At 69.7% G+C, this 15058-nt stretch carries 12 protein-coding genes; 4 read left to right on the forward strand and 8 right to left on the reverse strand.

The window, feature by feature from the left end:
• From ENSA7_RS33155 to ENSA7_RS33180, 6 genes are all read right to left on the reverse strand, one after another.
• Positions 1-1666 (reverse strand): proton-conducting transporter transmembrane domain-containing protein (locus tag ENSA7_RS33155; RefSeq protein WP_106093425.1); only part of this gene is annotated, 1666 nt, incomplete at its 3' end.
• On the reverse strand, positions 1666-3345 hold the full coding sequence (locus ENSA7_RS33160) for a proton-conducting transporter transmembrane domain-containing protein (protein WP_106093426.1): 1680 nt from the start codon (positions 3343-3345) through the stop codon (positions 1666-1668). The genes ENSA7_RS33160 and ENSA7_RS33155, both read right to left, overlap by 1 nt.
• The gene (locus ENSA7_RS33165) at positions 3342-5621 is read right to left on the reverse strand and encodes a hypothetical protein (RefSeq protein ID WP_106093427.1); all 2280 of its coding nucleotides are present in this window, start codon (positions 5619-5621) and stop codon (positions 3342-3344) included. The genes ENSA7_RS33160 and ENSA7_RS33165 overlap by 4 nt, the downstream gene beginning before the upstream one ends.
• On the reverse strand, positions 5621-5986 hold the full coding sequence (locus tag ENSA7_RS33170; protein ID WP_106093428.1) for an NADH-quinone oxidoreductase subunit NuoK: 366 nt from the start codon (positions 5984-5986) through the stop codon (positions 5621-5623). The genes ENSA7_RS33165 and ENSA7_RS33170 overlap by 1 nt, the downstream gene beginning before the upstream one ends.
• On the reverse strand, positions 5986-6534 hold the full coding sequence (locus ENSA7_RS33175) for a hypothetical protein (protein ID WP_106093429.1): 549 nt from the start codon (positions 6532-6534) through the stop codon (positions 5986-5988). The genes ENSA7_RS33170 and ENSA7_RS33175 overlap by 1 nt, the downstream gene beginning before the upstream one ends.
• Before the next feature lie 26 nt (positions 6535-6560).
• Positions 6561-8447: a GNAT family N-acetyltransferase gene (locus ENSA7_RS33180; RefSeq protein ID WP_181234349.1), complete on the reverse strand. Its 1887-nt coding sequence runs from the start codon at positions 8445-8447 to the stop codon at positions 6561-6563.
• 451 nt (positions 8448-8898) lie between these two features.
• Between ENSA7_RS33180 and ENSA7_RS33185 the strand changes: the two genes are divergently transcribed.
• The gene (locus tag ENSA7_RS33185) at positions 8899-9249 is read left to right on the forward strand and encodes a PilZ domain-containing protein (protein ID WP_181234350.1); all 351 of its coding nucleotides are present in this window, start codon (positions 8899-8901) and stop codon (positions 9247-9249) included.
• Positions 9250-9370: 121 nt separating this feature from the next.
• On the opposite strand, the gene ENSA7_RS33190 is transcribed toward ENSA7_RS33185, so the two are convergent.
• Complete coding sequence (locus ENSA7_RS33190) at positions 9371-9736, reverse strand: hypothetical protein (protein ID WP_106093432.1); 366 nt, start codon at positions 9734-9736, stop codon at positions 9371-9373.
• A gap of 247 nt (positions 9737-9983) precedes the next feature.
• On the opposite strand from ENSA7_RS33190, the gene ENSA7_RS33195 reads away from it, so the two are divergent.
• Positions 9984-11216: a sensor histidine kinase gene (locus ENSA7_RS33195; RefSeq protein WP_106093433.1), complete on the forward strand. Its 1233-nt coding sequence runs from the start codon at positions 9984-9986 to the stop codon at positions 11214-11216.
• Positions 11167-11955 carry a LytR/AlgR family response regulator transcription factor gene (locus ENSA7_RS33200; RefSeq protein WP_106093434.1) on the forward strand — a complete coding sequence of 263 codons (789 nt, stop codon included), beginning with the start codon at positions 11167-11169 and terminating at the stop codon, positions 11953-11955. The genes ENSA7_RS33195 and ENSA7_RS33200 overlap by 50 nt, the downstream gene beginning before the upstream one ends.
• 3 nt (positions 11956-11958) lie before the next feature.
• Here ENSA7_RS33200 and mnmG read toward each other — a convergent pair whose 3' ends face one another.
• Positions 11959-13725, reverse strand: coding sequence for a tRNA uridine-5-carboxymethylaminomethyl(34) synthesis enzyme MnmG (gene mnmG / locus ENSA7_RS33205; protein WP_443655668.1), 1767 nt, complete (start codon positions 13723-13725; stop codon positions 11959-11961).
• 182 nt (positions 13726-13907) lie between these two features.
• Here mnmG and ENSA7_RS33210 point away from each other — a divergent pair, with 182 nt between their 5' ends.
• Positions 13908-14942, forward strand: a complete 1035-nt coding sequence (locus ENSA7_RS33210) for a hypothetical protein (protein ID WP_146158423.1) — start codon at positions 13908-13910, stop codon at positions 14940-14942.
• Positions 14943-15058 lie beyond the last annotated feature (116 nt).

Raw genomic sequence — 15058 nt, forward strand, 5'->3', positions numbered from 1 at the left:
CCCCCAGCACCACCGACACCCCCCCCGCAACCACCGCAATCCGAGCCGGCCACAAACTAGGCTCCGCCCGCTCCCCAGGCTCACTCACGGTCTCATCCCCAAAGTACATCGCAGCCACAATCCGCAGCACCACCCACGCACAAATCGCCAGCTCCAACGCAACCACCACCAACATCCACCGCATCGAGCTGTGCTCAGCCAACGCCCGCAGCACCCCCAGCTTCCCGACAAACCCCGCAAGCGGCGGCACCCCAACCAGCGACAGCAGACAGATCGCAAACGCAGCCGCCAACACAGGCCGTCGCGCAGCCATCCCCGCCCAGTGCTGCATCCGAACCTCGGGCCCGCGAAATCCCCGACTCGCCCCGATCGCCGCAAAGCACCCCACAGTCGCAACCACATGCGAGACCAACAGCACCAACACCGCCGTATACGCCTCGTCACCAGCAAGCCGCGACCACAGGACCTCATTCGTCGGCGCAATATAGTTAGCCCCGATCCCGATGTGCCCATGAAAGCTGCCGGCCGCGACAACCCCCAGCAGCACCAGCGACAGCTGCACCAGAGCCAACAGCGCCACGACCCGCGACAGCCGCCGCTGCCGCAGCACCACAACTGAAGCCCACCCCCCACTAATCAACGCCACGCTAGGCAGCGCCCCCGTCCACCCGTACGGCTCATTGACCAAGCGCGGGCTATGCAGCGCCCCAACGAACACCCGCAGCAGCACGGCCACCAGCGCGACCACCACCACCGTCGACCACAGCGCGGTCACGTGCAGCGGCGCCTCCTCCACCAGCTCACGCCGACGCGCGAACGGCAGCAACCCAAGCTTGGTCAGCAGCCCGCCGAGCAGCAGCAACAGCCCTGGCAAGAACAGCGCCGCGGGGGCCAGGCCACGAACGATCTCATTGCGAGCTTGCTGGTGCGCCGCAGGATCTTGCGTCGCGATCTCCGCCCCATATCGCTCCAGCACGGTCACCCAGCGCTGCACGCCCCCCCACTGCGCGAACACCCGCGTAGCGCCCCCCGCGAACCCATCCAGACTGGTCGTCCCCAGCGCCGCATAGATCAGCGCAATCCCCAGCAACAGCAGGCACGACACGACCGACCCAGGGATCAGCTGAATCAGCAGCGCGTTGCGCCGGCCCGGCTCACCCACGGAGTCATGCCCCGCGAACATCGTGAGCAGCGCGGCAATGCTCAGCAGCTCGACACCCAACCACACGACCAACAGATCCCCAGCGTGAATACAGAGCAGCGCCCCCGCCCCCGCCAGCAGCAACAACGGCTCACGCTCACCAAACGCCCGGCGCGCGGTCTCATGCGTGCTCCCACGCTCACGCGCGAGCCCGACCACACCCCCCAGAGCCAGCAGCGCCAGCAGATCACAAAACCCCGTCAAATGATCCGCGACCAGCGATCCCGACAGCGTAAACCGCCCCAGGTCATAGATGGGATCCCCAACCCGCATCCACGCAGCGAGCGTCGCCACGCCCACGATCAACAGCGCGAGCATGCGCAGGAACCCAGACTCGCGCACCCGCGCGAACGCGTCGCTCAGCAGCAGCCCCAGCGCGCCGATCAGCAAGATCCAGATCGGCGCAGCGTCCCCCAGCTGCTCGACCAGCGTAGGCCCCTCATCGGCAACCAGCCCAAGCAACATCACGGCGCACCCTCCTGCTCGACCGCGGCGTCCCCCGGCAATCCGTAGAACTGTCGCACCCGCGCATCCGGATCCAGGCACACCGCGCCGAGCTCCTCGACCAGGTCAGCGTGCATGCGAGCCCGCGCGTGGCCGCCCTTCTGCACGCTGGCCTCGATCGCGAGACAGCGGCCCAGCACGAGCTGCTCGACCTCGCGCCGCTGGGCCGGCTCGATCCGTCGAACCAGCCACCCAGGAACCACACCAAGGATCACCGCGAGCACCAGCGCGAGCACGCACACGCACAGCTCGCGCAGATCCAGCTCGCTCAAGCGCGCGACCAGGCCCGGTCGCGCGCTGCCTCGCCCGGCCTGCCACAAGCTGCGCAGCAGCCCCAGCGCACCGACTCCGACGGCGGCCGCGGCCAGCAAGCCCCACGTGCCCGGACGCAGCAGCGCCAGGTCACCCTCGCGCAGCACCCCCACGACGATCCCGAGCTCACCGATGAACCCGGCCGAGCCCGGCACCCCGACCAGCAACAGGCCGGCCAGCATCGCCACCACCAGCCCCCGCGGAGCCACCGACGCCCAGCCCGCCAGCTCCCCCAAGTTGCCCACGCCGTCGCGCCGCAGCGAGTGGGTGACCGTCGTCAGCACCGTCAACGCGAGCCCGTGGGCGAGCAAGTAGGGCCCCATCCCGACCCGCGCAGCGGCGCTGCCCGAGACCGCCGCGACGATCGCCAGCGACAGGTGCAGCAGCGCGACGTGTCCCAGCAACCGACCTGGCTCACGCTCGGCCCAACACACCAGCGCCGCATAGATGGCTCCGACCACGGCCACCGCGGCGATCGGATCCGCCCACTCGCCCGCGGCCAGCGGGAACATGGGCAGGCCCACGCGCATCAGCACGAACAGCCCCAGCGGGCCCCCCACGCCGAGCACCGCGGCGACCACCTGGGTCGGCCCGGTCACACAGATCGAGATCAGCGGCGCGTGGAGCGGCCAGATCGGCAGCGCGGTGGCGACCGCGACCATCACCAGCGCGAACCCAAAGTACTGAGTGCCCGGCGGCAGCGTGAGCTGCGAGAGCGCGTCGAGGCTCCAGCTCCACACACCCCCGGTCGCGTGGGCGTGCGCGACCCCCAGCAGGATCACCAGCGCGACCAAGGCCGCGGCCCCGGGCAGCACTTGCGCGGCGTAGCGGCGGGCGGCCGCGGTGCGACCAGGCACGCCCATCTTCCCGTCACCGCGCTCGCCCAACAAGATCACGGTTGCGACGGCCGCCAGCTCCCACGCGGCGGCGAGCGTGACGAGATCACGCGCCAGCACGACCGCCACCCACGCGGTCTGCAGGCTCAGCATCCCAACCAACAGCGGCGGCTCACCCGGGCGCGGCCGCGGACCGATCACCAGCGCGAGCGGCACGACCAGACCGATCAGCAGCAACATGGCCAGCTCGCTGCCGTCGATCCCGAACGACCACTCGACGCCGTAGGCCGGCAGCCACGGGCGCACAAACGGTTGCTGGACCGCCGCGCCGCCCGGCTCGAAGCGCGAGATCAAGGCGACGATCAACCCAAGCTCGACGACCGCGCCGAGCAGGGCCAGCGCCCGAGTCAGGGCCGGCTCGCTGCGCGGCACCGCGGCGACCATGAGCGCGACCGCGAGCGGCAACAACACGACGGCGCTGGTGAGGGTCATCGCTGTAGCTCCGGCGGCGTCGGGAGTGGCGGCGGCTCGGCGCCGTCTTGTCGCGGCTGCGCGGCCGGCAGGACTGGCGTCTCGGGCTCCGCGACCGGCTGCTCGCTCGCGCTGGGCTTGGCCGTGGCCTCCTCACCGCCCGCGCGGATCAGCCGAGGTCGCAGCCCACCAAACCCGTAGTTGTCGGCTGGCAGCGCGCTCGAGACCTCGGGCTTGGCGTAGAGCCAGCCCAGCACGAGCGCGAACCCAAGCAGGATGCTGAGCAGCGCCTGGCGACCGCCGCTGGGCGCGAGCCCGCGCAGGCGCGGCGCGATCGAGGCACCCATGTCGCGCGCCAAGCTTCGGGCCACGCGGGGACCCTCTTCGAACACGCCGCGGCCGATCCCGCGGGCGGCCAGCTCGGTCAGCCCGGACAAAGCCAGCCCGCACGAGCCTGCGAGGTTGCGTGGCCAGCGAAGCGCCGACTCGAGCGCGCCCGCGTAGCTCGACAGCTCGCCGCCGTGAGCTCGCAAGAACCGCTCGCGGGTCCACATCCAGGCGAACCCCGTCACCAGCGCGACGATCACGGCGCCGCCAGCCACCCACGGCCGCGCGACCTCGATGCCGTCGCGCATCGACTCGCGCAGCCCCGTCGGGGCGGACTCGTGGCCACCGGCCAGCGGCAGCACCTTGTCGAGCCACACCAGCGGCGAGTCGCTCACGCCAAACCAGGATCCCAGCACGACCACGCCCAGGCCAATCAGCGCGACGACCAGCACCACCAGCGGCGCGAAGTCCAGGCCGTCCTCGTCGTCCTCGAGCTCGTGGGCGTCGGCGCCCGGCTGACGGTTGAGGCTCTGGTACCAGATCCGCGCGATCCCAGCGGCATGCATGAACACGACGAGCAACATGACGCCGCCGGCCAGCCACCCAAACCCAGGGCCCAGCAAGCTGTCGCGCGTGACCAGGTCGACCAGGGTCTGGGCGAACACTACGAAGCCGAGACCGGGGGCGACCCCCGCCACGGCCAGGCCCAGGATCCGACCGATCCGCGCGGACCAGCTGGGCAGCTGCGTGCCGTCGGCGATCAGCAGCGCGAGCCGCAAGCCGAGCCGACCCAGCGCGTGGGCGAGCAACAACAGGGCCGCGGTCCGCCACGCCCCAACGCCGAGCGCCATCATCAAGACCCCAACCCACGCGAGCCCGGTCCCCGACAGACCCACCTCACTCCCAGCCCGCGCGCGGTGCTTGGCGTGGCCGCGCTCGGGTCGGACCAAGGCGATCGCCGCGGCCGCGAGCGCGACCACCATGCCCACGACGAGCAGCCCCGCGAGCACGCTGGGCGCGTACGACAGCACTCGCAGGTATCGCAGCAGCAGATACACGGCCGGGACCGGGATCAGCACGGCATCGAGCAGCGCCTCGGCCAGCGAGTTGCCCGCCCACGCCAGGCTCGACAACCGGGCGAACGCGGCGCCCAACAACAGCAGCGCGATCAGATCCGCGAACGACAGCCCGGGGATCGCAGCGGCGTACAAATGATCACCGGTCAGCGGCGCCCACAGGTTGTTGTGCGCCAGTCCAATTCCGCTGACGACCAACGCGATCGCGGCCGCGCCAAGCACCAGATCGGCGCCAAGTCCCAGCGCCAGCACCCGGGTGGCCGCGCTCGCCCGTCGCTCGTCGCCGACCTCGCGCGCGACCGCGACGACCGCTCCAATCCCCAGCGGCGCCCAACCAAACGCCGCGAGCCCGATGTCGCTGGCCAGCACGAACAACAGCGCGGCGCCCTCGAGCAGCCCGAGCAAGGCCAGCCGTCGCAGGCCACCTGCGGTCGCGGCCAGCTGCTCGGCCAGCTGCTCGGGCGACTCGGGCGGTGCGTCGGGCGACCGCTGTGGCAGCGCCTCGAGCCCGAGCGCGCGCTGGCCCGCGGGCCCGGGCACGAACATCCGCGCGAGCACGAACACGACCAGGAGCAGCAGGGCGGCGCTGCTCGACAGGCGATCGGCGATCAACGTCGAGTCGATCCGGACGTCGCCGATGATCAGCGGCTCGATCACGTCGACCAGCGGCGTGTGGGCGAGCGCGCGCGGATCTTCAGGCGCCAGCAGCAGCTGGATCGCCTGCAGGGTGAACAACATCGCCAGCGCCGAGGCCCCGAGCCCGAGGTAGTGGGCGAGCATCCGCGCCCGCTCGGACCCGAGCAGCCGCGCGCCCGGCCACGCCGTCAGCAGGCAGCCCAGCGCGCCGAGCCACGGCAACACCACGATCACCCACAGTGGAAATTCGCGGGCCATCAGCTCGAGTGCCCTCCCGACTCGGGCGACTCGGGCGGCTCGGGCGTCTCGGGCGTGTCGCGCGTGCTCGGCCAGTCGTCGAGCAAGGTCGCGGCGCCGGGGCCGTCGGCTCGGATCGCCCGCAGCGCGATCGCTACCGCGACCCCCAGCTCACACAGGCCAACCAGCACGATCAACAGCGCGGTGATCTGCCCGCTCGGGTCGGCGAAGAACCGCGCGTAGGCGCAAAAGCACAGCGCGACCGCGACCAGCATCAGCTGGATCCCCAGCAGCGCCACGACCAACGAGCGCCGCAGCAGCGCCCCACCCAGCCCAACGCCAAACAGCGCCAGGGCCAGGTACAGGTAGTGGGTGATCGGCAGCATCACGAACCAGGGCTTTGTGAAGATTGCGTGCTCGCCTCGGGGCGCTCGAACACCAGGGTCAGCACCGCCGCGATCACGCTGCACAGCGCCAGCAGGGCGACGACCAGGGCCGGGACCGTGTGGTCGGCCGCGACCTGCAAGAGGATCACGTCGCCGTCGCCAAACGCAGCGCCAGGCTCGATCGGCGGGCCGAGCTCGACGACCTGCCGCGAGCCGGTCGCGAGCAAGACCCACACGAACCCGGCGAGGCCGAGCGTGGCGGGCACCCCAAATGCCAGGGACCGGCCCCCACGCGCGACGGCGGGCGCGTCGGCCCCTCGACTCACGCCTGTCAGCCCGGCCAGCAGCGCGATGATCAGCCCGCTCGCCAACAACACGACCGCAGCCACGGTCGGCGCGCGCAGCTGGACCAAGGGCACGATCAACGCCGCCAGCGCGATCCCAAACGCGGCCAGCGAGGCTCGCGGCTGGCGGACCACCATGGCGATCAACGCCGCGCCCGAGGCGATCACGGCCGACGCGAAGAAGCTAAACGTTGACGCGCTCATCGTGAGGTGGCCGAACCTCGAAAAATTCAGCCCTCGCGCACGAGCTCGAAGGCCATGCAGGTCGCGCCCTCGTGGTAGGCCGCCTCGAAATTGGACAGCCCGCGCAGCGCCGGATCCAGGTCGTCGGCGCTGACCTCGGCGAAGCCCAGCTTGTCGGTGAAGAAGTCGGCGGTCTCGCCGGCGATCAGGTGGACCCAGCGAGCGCCGAGCGTCCGGGCGCGCCGCATGATGCTGTCGGCCAGCACCCAGCCCAGGCCCTCACCGCGACACTCGGGTGAGACCGCCAGACCGAACAAGAACGCACGGTCCTCGACGAGCTGCAGCTGGACGCAGCCGATCAGCGGTGGCAACGGCGCGCTGCCGGCCTCTTGTCGCTCGCGGCTGGGGCGGATCACCAGGCTCTCGATCTGGTCGGGATCGCGCAGGGTGGCCATGCCACACGCGACCAACAATTGATCGATCGCCTCGAGGTCCTCGGGCTGCGCGAAGGTGACGGCGTCGCCCAGCGACTCGAGCAGGCGATCGGCGAGGCCGCCGAAGCTGCCCGACGAGAGCAGCAGCACGGTGTCGCCAGGCGCCGCCCGCTCGAGCACCGCCGTGGCGACGTCGTCGATCGCGTCGAAGGAGCTGGCGTCGACCCCACGCTCGCGCAGGGCCGCGCCGAGCCCCACGACGTCGAGCAGCTTGCCCTCGGGGACGCGCTCGGGCGCGTAGACGGGCGCGATGTAGACCCGGGTGGCGGCGTCGAAGGCCTTGGCGTAGCCAGCAAAGAACACGTCGCGGCGCGACGAGCTCGAGCGCGGCTCGAAGCACACGTGCAGCGAGTGATCCGGGTAGCGGCGTCGGGTGGCCTTGATCGTGAGGTCGACGGCCGTGGGGTGGTGCGCGAAGTCCTGGATCATGCGCACGCCCGCGACCACGCCGAGCAGCTCTTGCCGCCGCTTGACGCCGCGGAACAAGCGAATGGCCTCGCGGAGCCGCTCGACCTCGCAGCCCTCGGCCCGCGCGATCGCAAACGCGGCCGCGATGTTGGCGAGGTTGTAGTGGCCGGTCAGCAGCGTCGAGAATTCACCGAGCGGCTCGCCGCGCTCGTACAGCTCGAACCGAGACCGCCGCTCGCCCGCGCGGCTCGTGAGCTCGACGCAGTAGGTCGCCAGCTCGGCGCTGGGCTTCTCCCCCCGCTCGAGCACTTTATAAGTGGCGCGCTCGCAACCAGCCGCGTCCGCGACCTCGAGCGCCCCGTCGTTGCCAGCGTCGACGACCAGCAGCCCGTTGGCGGGGATCAGGCGCACGAAGTCGACGAACGCGTCGCGGACCTGCTCGTAGTCGTCAAAGATGTCCGCGTGGTCGAACTCGACGCTGGTGATGATCGCCCGGGTCGGGCGGTAGTGCAGGAACTTCGAGCGCTTGTCGAAGAACGCGGTGTCGTACTCGTCGCCCTCGAGCACGATCAGATCGCCACCGCCGAGGTGAAAGCCCTGGGTCAGGTTCTGCGGGACGCCGCCGATCAGCCACGACGGGCTGAGCCCGCCGACCCGCAGCATCCACGTCAGCAGGCTCGACGTCGTGGTCTTGCCGTGGGTGCCGGCGACCACCAACGCGCGACGCTGCTCGAGCAGACTGGCGGCGAGCATGCTCGGGAAGCTCTCGAGCCTCACGCCGCGCTCGCGAGCGGCGAGCACCTCGACGTGATCCTTCCGGCAGATGTTGCCAACGACCACGCAGTCTGGCCCCCACTCCAAGTTGCCTGGGGCGAACCCCTCGAACACCGGGATGCTGGCGCTGGCCAGCTGGGTGGACATGGGCGGATACAGCGGGCCGTCGGAGCCCCGCACCTCGTGACCTGCCGCCTTCAGGAGACCGGCGAGCGCGCCCATGCCCGTGCCTCCGATGCCGATGAAGTGGACCTTCACGTCGTCCCCCTCACGGCCACGGGAGATCGCATCCCACCGTGTGGGTTTGCGGCACCGAGCGGACGCGTAACTGCGCACCACATAGACGCGTATTGCGCGTTTTGATCGTGGATCTTCCCGGCCAAGGCGGTGCATTGTGCTCAGCCGGCAACTTTGGTCAAGCACACCACTCTCCGCCCCTGGAGCCGCGAATTCGGACATTTTGCTCCTTGAAGCCGCCGTGGCGGCCCGCACCGGCCCTGCGCGGTTTACGAGCATACTTGGCGCCAAGTCCGCGGATCCAGCGTGTTTAGCTCACGCCGCGCACACTCCGCCCGACGCAGCTGCTCAAACACACCGCATCTGGGGGTGTGCAACACCCTGTCCATCCGACCCAAAAGTGCCGGATTCATCCATCTAACCGTTTTTCCTGACCGACCGAAAGTGTTATAACTCTTCCGTGGAAGCCGCCGTGACCGAGCAATCAACGGGAGCCGATCGTCGAACGCGTCCGCGAATCTCGGTTGCGATCGAGATCAAGCTTCACGCGCCTGAGCACCACTACATGCTGATGTCGCGGACGATCGACCTCTCGACGCATGGGGCATTTGTCCGCACCAACCGTCCGCTCCCGATTGGGGCGCCGGTCACCGTCTCGTTCAACCGAGGCAGCGACCGCAACCCGCTGATGCTCGACGCCGAGGTCGTCCGCTCGGGTCTCGCCGACGGTGGGCGCCAGCGCGGCATCGCGATCCGGTTCACGGACCTGTCCGACCTCGACGAGATGCTGCTCAACGAGCTGATCAACCGCTCACGTTCGTGAGCGGATCGACGCCGTCGTCTGCTTCGCCGCGGCGACGCTGCCACGCAAAATGGGCGCCCACTGGGGCGCCCTTCGTCTTGGTTCTCATCGCGCTCGCGTCCGCGCGGCGAGCATCATGGGTTCAGGGGTGCGAGCTGCTGAGGCAGGCCTCGAACGCGGCCTGGGTGGTGATCGATTGATCGCAGACGTACTGCAGCGTGTAGTACTGTTGGTAGTAGATATCGTAGAGTTCGTCGCAGGCCTCGTAGCACGCAGGGTCATTCGTCAGCTGGCACTCCTCCTCGCAGTAATCGATCTCATCCGAGGTCCACGCGATCTCGATGGATTGATCACGGCAGATCTGATACCAAAAATCGGCGTCATCCCCCTCATCGCTACAATCCGGATTGTAGTTACTCGGGTCTGGGGGCAAGGCCGCGGCGCTGGCTGCCACGCCAAAGGCGACGATGAAGGTTGCGAGGGTCAGGAACAGTCGGGATTTGATCATGGGTATTTCCTTCTCGTTGATGAGTCGAGTTGAAGCGAAGTGGGGAGTCGATCGCCTCCCCGGTCCGCACGGAATAGAGCCTCCGGCGACGCACGACCAGGCCGTAGACACCAACACGACGATGCGTGGGACGAACCAGCCCAGGCGCGGGACGAACCGCCCGGCGACACGACGCGCCAAACGCGCCAATCCGCTCATCAATTTACGACGCGCCTGCGCGACGAGGAGCTGCTAATTAACGAAGCTCATGCGCGCGCAGAAGCACTCGGCGCGTCGACGCATCGCTACATTCGCGATACTGGACATCGCGGTGTTCTTGGCGCTCGACGTGTACTTCGCCACCACGTTGTACATCGGGGCGCTCCGCAACAACCCCGACGCGAGCTGGGCAGACCAGTTCTTCGCCCACATGCCGGCGTGGGCGGTGTTGGCCGCGTTCGCGCCGGGGATCTTCTGGCTGTCCAAACATCAGCGAATGGGGCTCGGCCGCGGGGTTCGGCCTGTCTTGATTCAGGTGGGGGTGAGCCTCGCGTGGATGCTGTTGGTGTGCAGCGCGTGGATCCTGATCGACGTGGCTCGGCAGCCCGCCGACGCCCGTCAGCTCGAGGACATCGTGTCGTTTCGACTGGTCATGACGCTGTTCGACTACCAGTGGTACTGGCTGATCGTCGCGGCCGCCCACGTGCACCACGGGACCCGAGACGCCATCGCCCGGGCGACCGAAGCCGCGACCTTGGAGCTCGAGAAGACCGAGCTCGAGCGTCGCCTCGCGCGGAGCGAGCTCGACGCGCTCAAGGCCCAGCTGCATCCGCACTTCCTGTTCAACACCCACCACGCGATCGCGGGGCTCATCCGCTCGGGCGAGCCCGACGCCGCGCTCGAGCTGATCGCGGATCTGAGCGGCATGCTCCGCTACGCGCTGGAGACCGAGCAGCGCCCCACCGTCCCGCTGGCGCGGGAGCTCGAGTTCACGCGCAGGTTCTTGGCGATCCAGGCCGTCCGCTTCAAGGGCCGCCTGGAGATCGAGTGGGACGTGAGCGCCGCGTGTGGACCCGTGCCCGTGCCGCCGCTCATCCTTCAGCCCTTGATCGAGAACGCCGTGCACCACGGGGTCTCGAGCGAGCGCACCGACAACTTCGTCCGGGTCCGTGGACACGTCGTCGGCGACGCGCTCGAGCTGGAGATCTGCAACAGCATGGCGGCGGACACCGAGGATCGAGCCGGCTTTGGCGTCGGCCTGAGGAATGTCCACGCTCGGCTCCAGCACCTGTACGGTGACGCCTATACGCTCGAGCTCGAGCTCGTGTCCGCGAGCCCCACACCCGGCTCGAGCCCGCACCAGATCCGCCTGCACATGATCCTGCCCAGCAACCCGCGCGCGCAGCTGCGGGTGCGCCCCGACCCAGCCCGCGAGCGAGACAAACCCGCCGATGACCCAGACCACGCCAACGCCACCTATCCGAACGCTGCTGGTGGATGACGAGCCGCTGGCGCTGAGCAGCCTGCGCGCGGTGCTGTCTCACGATCCCGAGCTCGAGGTGGTCGGGGAGTGCACCGACGGCCCCGCCGCGCTCTCGGCGATCGCGGCGCTCCGGCCCGACCTGGTGTTCCTCGACATCGAGATGCCCGGCATGGACGGGCTCGAGGTCGCGCGCCGGATCGCGGGGGAGTCACCGCCTGTCGTGGTGTTCGTGACCGCGTACGACGACTTCGCGCTCGACGCCTTCGAGGCCCACGCGCTGGACTACGTGCTCAAGCCGTTCACGGATCGTCGCTTGCTTCAGTCGCTGCGGCGGGCCAAGGCAGCAGCTCGCAGTCGCAACCTCGAGGATCTGAGCGGTCGCTTGCTCGAGTTCGTGAGGGCCGCCGCGCCACCGCCTCGGCGACACCTTCAGCGCGTGGTGATCCAGGAACCTGGCCGGGCGCGCATCGTGATGGCCGACGAGATCGACTGGATTGGCGGAGCCAAGAACTACGCCGAGCTCCACACTGCCCGCGGGGTCTTCCTGCACCGACAGTCCATGGACGCGCTCGAGCAGGCCCTCGATCCCAGCGCCTTCGTGCGAATCCATCGCTCGACGATCGTGCGTGTCGATCGGGTCTTGGAGGTGATCGCCGAGGCCGGCGGCCGGCGGCTCGCCGTGCTGCGCGATCGCACCCGGCTCAAGGTCTCGCGGACCTACGTGGAGCGACTGATGACCGCCCTCGTTGGATCCTGAGGGTCATCCCGTCGAGCTTTCCGGTCGAGCTTGACGCTTGAGCGTGCGGGCGTGCGCCCACAGACACGACAGCGCCGCTGGGGTGATGCCGGGGATTCGCGCGGCCTGATGGGTCGTCCCGGGTCGCACCCGAGCGAGACGCTCCGCCGCCTCACGCGTGAGCCCATCGAGCGCGAAGTAGTCGAGATCCAGCGGCAGCCGAACGTTGCCAGCGTCGCCGCGAATCCGGGCGACCTCGCGCCGCTGTCGCTCGAGGTAGCCCGCGTAGGTCCGCCGGGCCTGGGCCTTGGCGACGATCCAGGCGGGCGCGTGGTCGGGCCCGGGCCCCGGCCCTGATCCACCGCGCCGGTCGAGCTCAGCCACCGCGCGCTCGACCAGCTCGAGCCGGCGCTGGACCAGCTCGTGGCGCGCGTCCGAGATCAACCCGTGCGCGTGCGCGAGCCCAGCGAGCCGGTCGTCGGCGTTGTCCTCACGCAGCAGCAGGCGGAACTCGGCGCGCGACGTGAACATGCGGTACGGCTCATCGCAGCCCTGGGTCACGAGATCGTCGACGAGCACCCCGGCGTAGCCCTGATCGCGCGCGACATGCAGCGGCGCTCGCTCGCGCAGCCACAGCGCCGCGTTGGCGCCCGCGATCAGCCCCTGGATGCCGGCCTCCTCGTAGCCAGAGGTGCCGTTGATCTGCCCGGCGAAGTACATGCCCTCGTGATCTTTGCTGGCCAGCTCATGGGTCAGCGCGCGGGCGTCGACGGCGTCGTACTCGACCGCGTAGCCAGGCCGAACCACCCGCGCGTGCTCGAGCCCTGGGATCGCGCGCACGAACGCGTCCTGGACCTCGGCCGGTAAGCTGGTCGAGATCCCGTTGGGGTAGATCAACGCGTCGGGCTCGAGGCCCTCGGGCTCGAGAAAGATCTGGTGGCGCGGCTTGTCAGCGAAGCGCACAACCTTGTCTTCCAGCGACGGGCAGTAGCGCGGACCGATGCCCTTGATCTGCCCCGAGTACATCGGCGACTCGTGCAGGTGGGCCCGGATCAGCTCATGCACGGCCTCGTTGGTGAAGGTGATGTGGCAGTGGACCTCGGGCAGCCGCGCCGGGGCGTCGGGCTCGTCGGCGGCGCAGAACCGTGGGAATGGATCGTCGCTGCCCTGGGGCTCGAGCGCGTCCCAGTCGATGCCCGCGCGCGCGAGCCGAGGCGGCGTCCCGGTCTTGAGCCGCACCAGGCGAAACCCCAGGCTGCGCAGCTGCTGCGACAGCGCCGTGGCCGGAGCCTCGCCGACGCGACCGCCCGGCGTCTGGCTCGCCCCCGTGTGCAGCACCCCGCCGAGGAACGTGCCCGTGGTGATCACCACCGCGCCAGCCTCGAGCTCGCTGCCGTCGGCCAGCCGGACCGAGCGCACGCGCCCGCGATCGTCCACACCCACAGCCTCGACCAGACCCTCGATCGTGGTGATGCCCGGGTGATCGAGCAGGCTGGCCTGGGCGTAGCGACCGTAGCGAGGCTTGTCGACCTGCAGGCGGGTCGCGTGCACGGCCGGACCCTTGCTGAGGTTGAGCACGCGGCCATGAATGGCGCAGGCGTCCGCGGCCCGACCCATGAACCCTCCGAGCGCGTGGATCTCATGGACGAGGTGACCCTTGGCGACACCACCGACGCTGGGGTTGCAGGGCGTCTGCCCGATCGTCGCGCGCGTGCCCGTGACCACCGTGACCGGCACCCCGACACGCGCTGCCGCAAACGCGGCCTCGAGCCCGGCATGACCCGCGCCCACGACAACGACCCGCCTCGACGCCAACCTAGCTGCGGAAGAGTGATGCATGTCCTGAGTTCATGGCCCACGCGGGCGCGGGCGAATCTAGCCAATCGTCACTCTCGCAGCCACCGCGCAAGCTCGGCGCGGGCCCCGTTCGCGAACCCAGCTAGCGTGAGTTTGTGCGTACAGGCGTGCAAACCGTGCTGCTGGCAACGCTGCTCACGTCGCTGGCGTGTCACCATGAAGGCGAATTTGGCTACCTGCGCTTTGACCTCGACCCGCTCGTCGATCCGCTCGTCGAGTTTCGCAGCGGCGACCAGATCCTGTTGGGCTCGATGCTCTGCCCCCAGATCCTGATGGCGGGGAACGAGTGGATCGAGGATCGCGCCAAGTTCCGCGCCTGCTTCAGCGAGACCGTGACGGGTTTCGGCCAGCTCGACGCCGACGGCTGCCTGCACTTCGACGGCCCAGGCGAGGTCGAGCCCAAGCTGATCTGGGAGCTGACGCCGACCGCGTGCGGCGAGCGGGTGGAGCGACTGCGCTTCGCGATTGCCGACAGCGACGCCCACATGCGGCTCGGCTTCGACGAGTGGCGGCTGCGCACGCTCGCGCTGGTCGACGATCCCCGCCTCGGCTTGAAGGTTGTCGGCCTCGCACCAGGCCGCGACCTCGAGGATCTGCTCGAGCCCCCCGACACCGCGCGCCGGGTGTTCGCCGGCCAGGTCGACGTGCCGCTGATGCGCCTGAGCAACCCCAAGGGCGTCATCTACTGGACCGCGCCCGAGCTACTCCTCGAGGGAGTTGGCGCCGGCATCGACACGATCACCCCAGCCGCCGATCGCGGCGAGCGCCTGTCCCCTGGCGAGCTCGCCGTCCGCCTGCGCCCCGGTGCCCACGGCCACGTTCGCGCGACCTTGCCAGGCGGCGCCACCCTCGACTCTCCCCCCCTGATCGCCGTGGAGCTCAGTGACGCCGCGACCCTCGACCTGCTCGTCGTCGACGCCCACCTGATCGCCGACGTCCGCGACGCCAACGGCCACCTCCTGCACGCCGCACCAATCGAGTGGAGCGTGGTCGACGGCGCGCTCGCCATCACCCCCGGCTCACTCAGCAACCACGCCAGGACCAGCGAGTACGCCAGCTTCGAGACCCCCTGCCTGCCCCCACCAGACCAACCACAGCTGCGCCACGCAACCGTCCGCGCCCGACTCGGCGATCTCGAGGACAGGCGCTGATCGGGCCGCAGCGATCCCTGGCTGAGCAGCGCGCCCTCACACGCACGCGTGGCGCCCTCGAGCGTGGCCTCGGCGGAGCGATCTGAGCTGGAGGCACCTCGATCTGGGCTCGGTGC

This window comes from Enhygromyxa salina (assembly GCF_002994635.1).
GTDB lineage: Bacteria > Myxococcota_A > Polyangia > Nannocystales > Nannocystaceae > Plesiocystis > Plesiocystis salina_B.

What these genes read in the sequence shown, in the direction of transcription:
- ENSA7_RS33190 (WP_106093432.1), bottom strand. Translation starts at nt 9,736, where the DNA reads ATGATCAAATCCCGACTGTTCCTGACCCTCGCAACCTTCATCGTCGCC.
- ENSA7_RS33175 (WP_106093429.1), bottom strand. Translation starts at nt 6,534, where the DNA reads ATGAGCGCGTCAACGTTTAGCTTCTTCGCGTCGGCCGTGATCGCCTCG.
- ENSA7_RS33165 (WP_106093427.1), bottom strand. Translation starts at nt 5,621, where the DNA reads ATGGCCCGCGAATTTCCACTGTGGGTGATCGTGGTGTTGCCGTGGCTC.
- ENSA7_RS33160 (WP_106093426.1), bottom strand. Translation starts at nt 3,345, where the DNA reads ATGACCCTCACCAGCGCCGTCGTGTTGTTGCCGCTCGCGGTCGCGCTC.
- ENSA7_RS33200 (WP_106093434.1), top strand. Translation starts at nt 11,167, where the DNA reads ATGACCCAGACCACGCCAACGCCACCTATCCGAACGCTGCTGGTGGAT.
- ENSA7_RS33170 (WP_106093428.1), bottom strand. Translation starts at nt 5,986, where the DNA reads ATGCTGCCGATCACCCACTACCTGTACCTGGCCCTGGCGCTGTTTGGC.
- ENSA7_RS33195 (WP_106093433.1), top strand. Translation starts at nt 9,984, where the DNA reads ATGCGCGCGCAGAAGCACTCGGCGCGTCGACGCATCGCTACATTCGCG.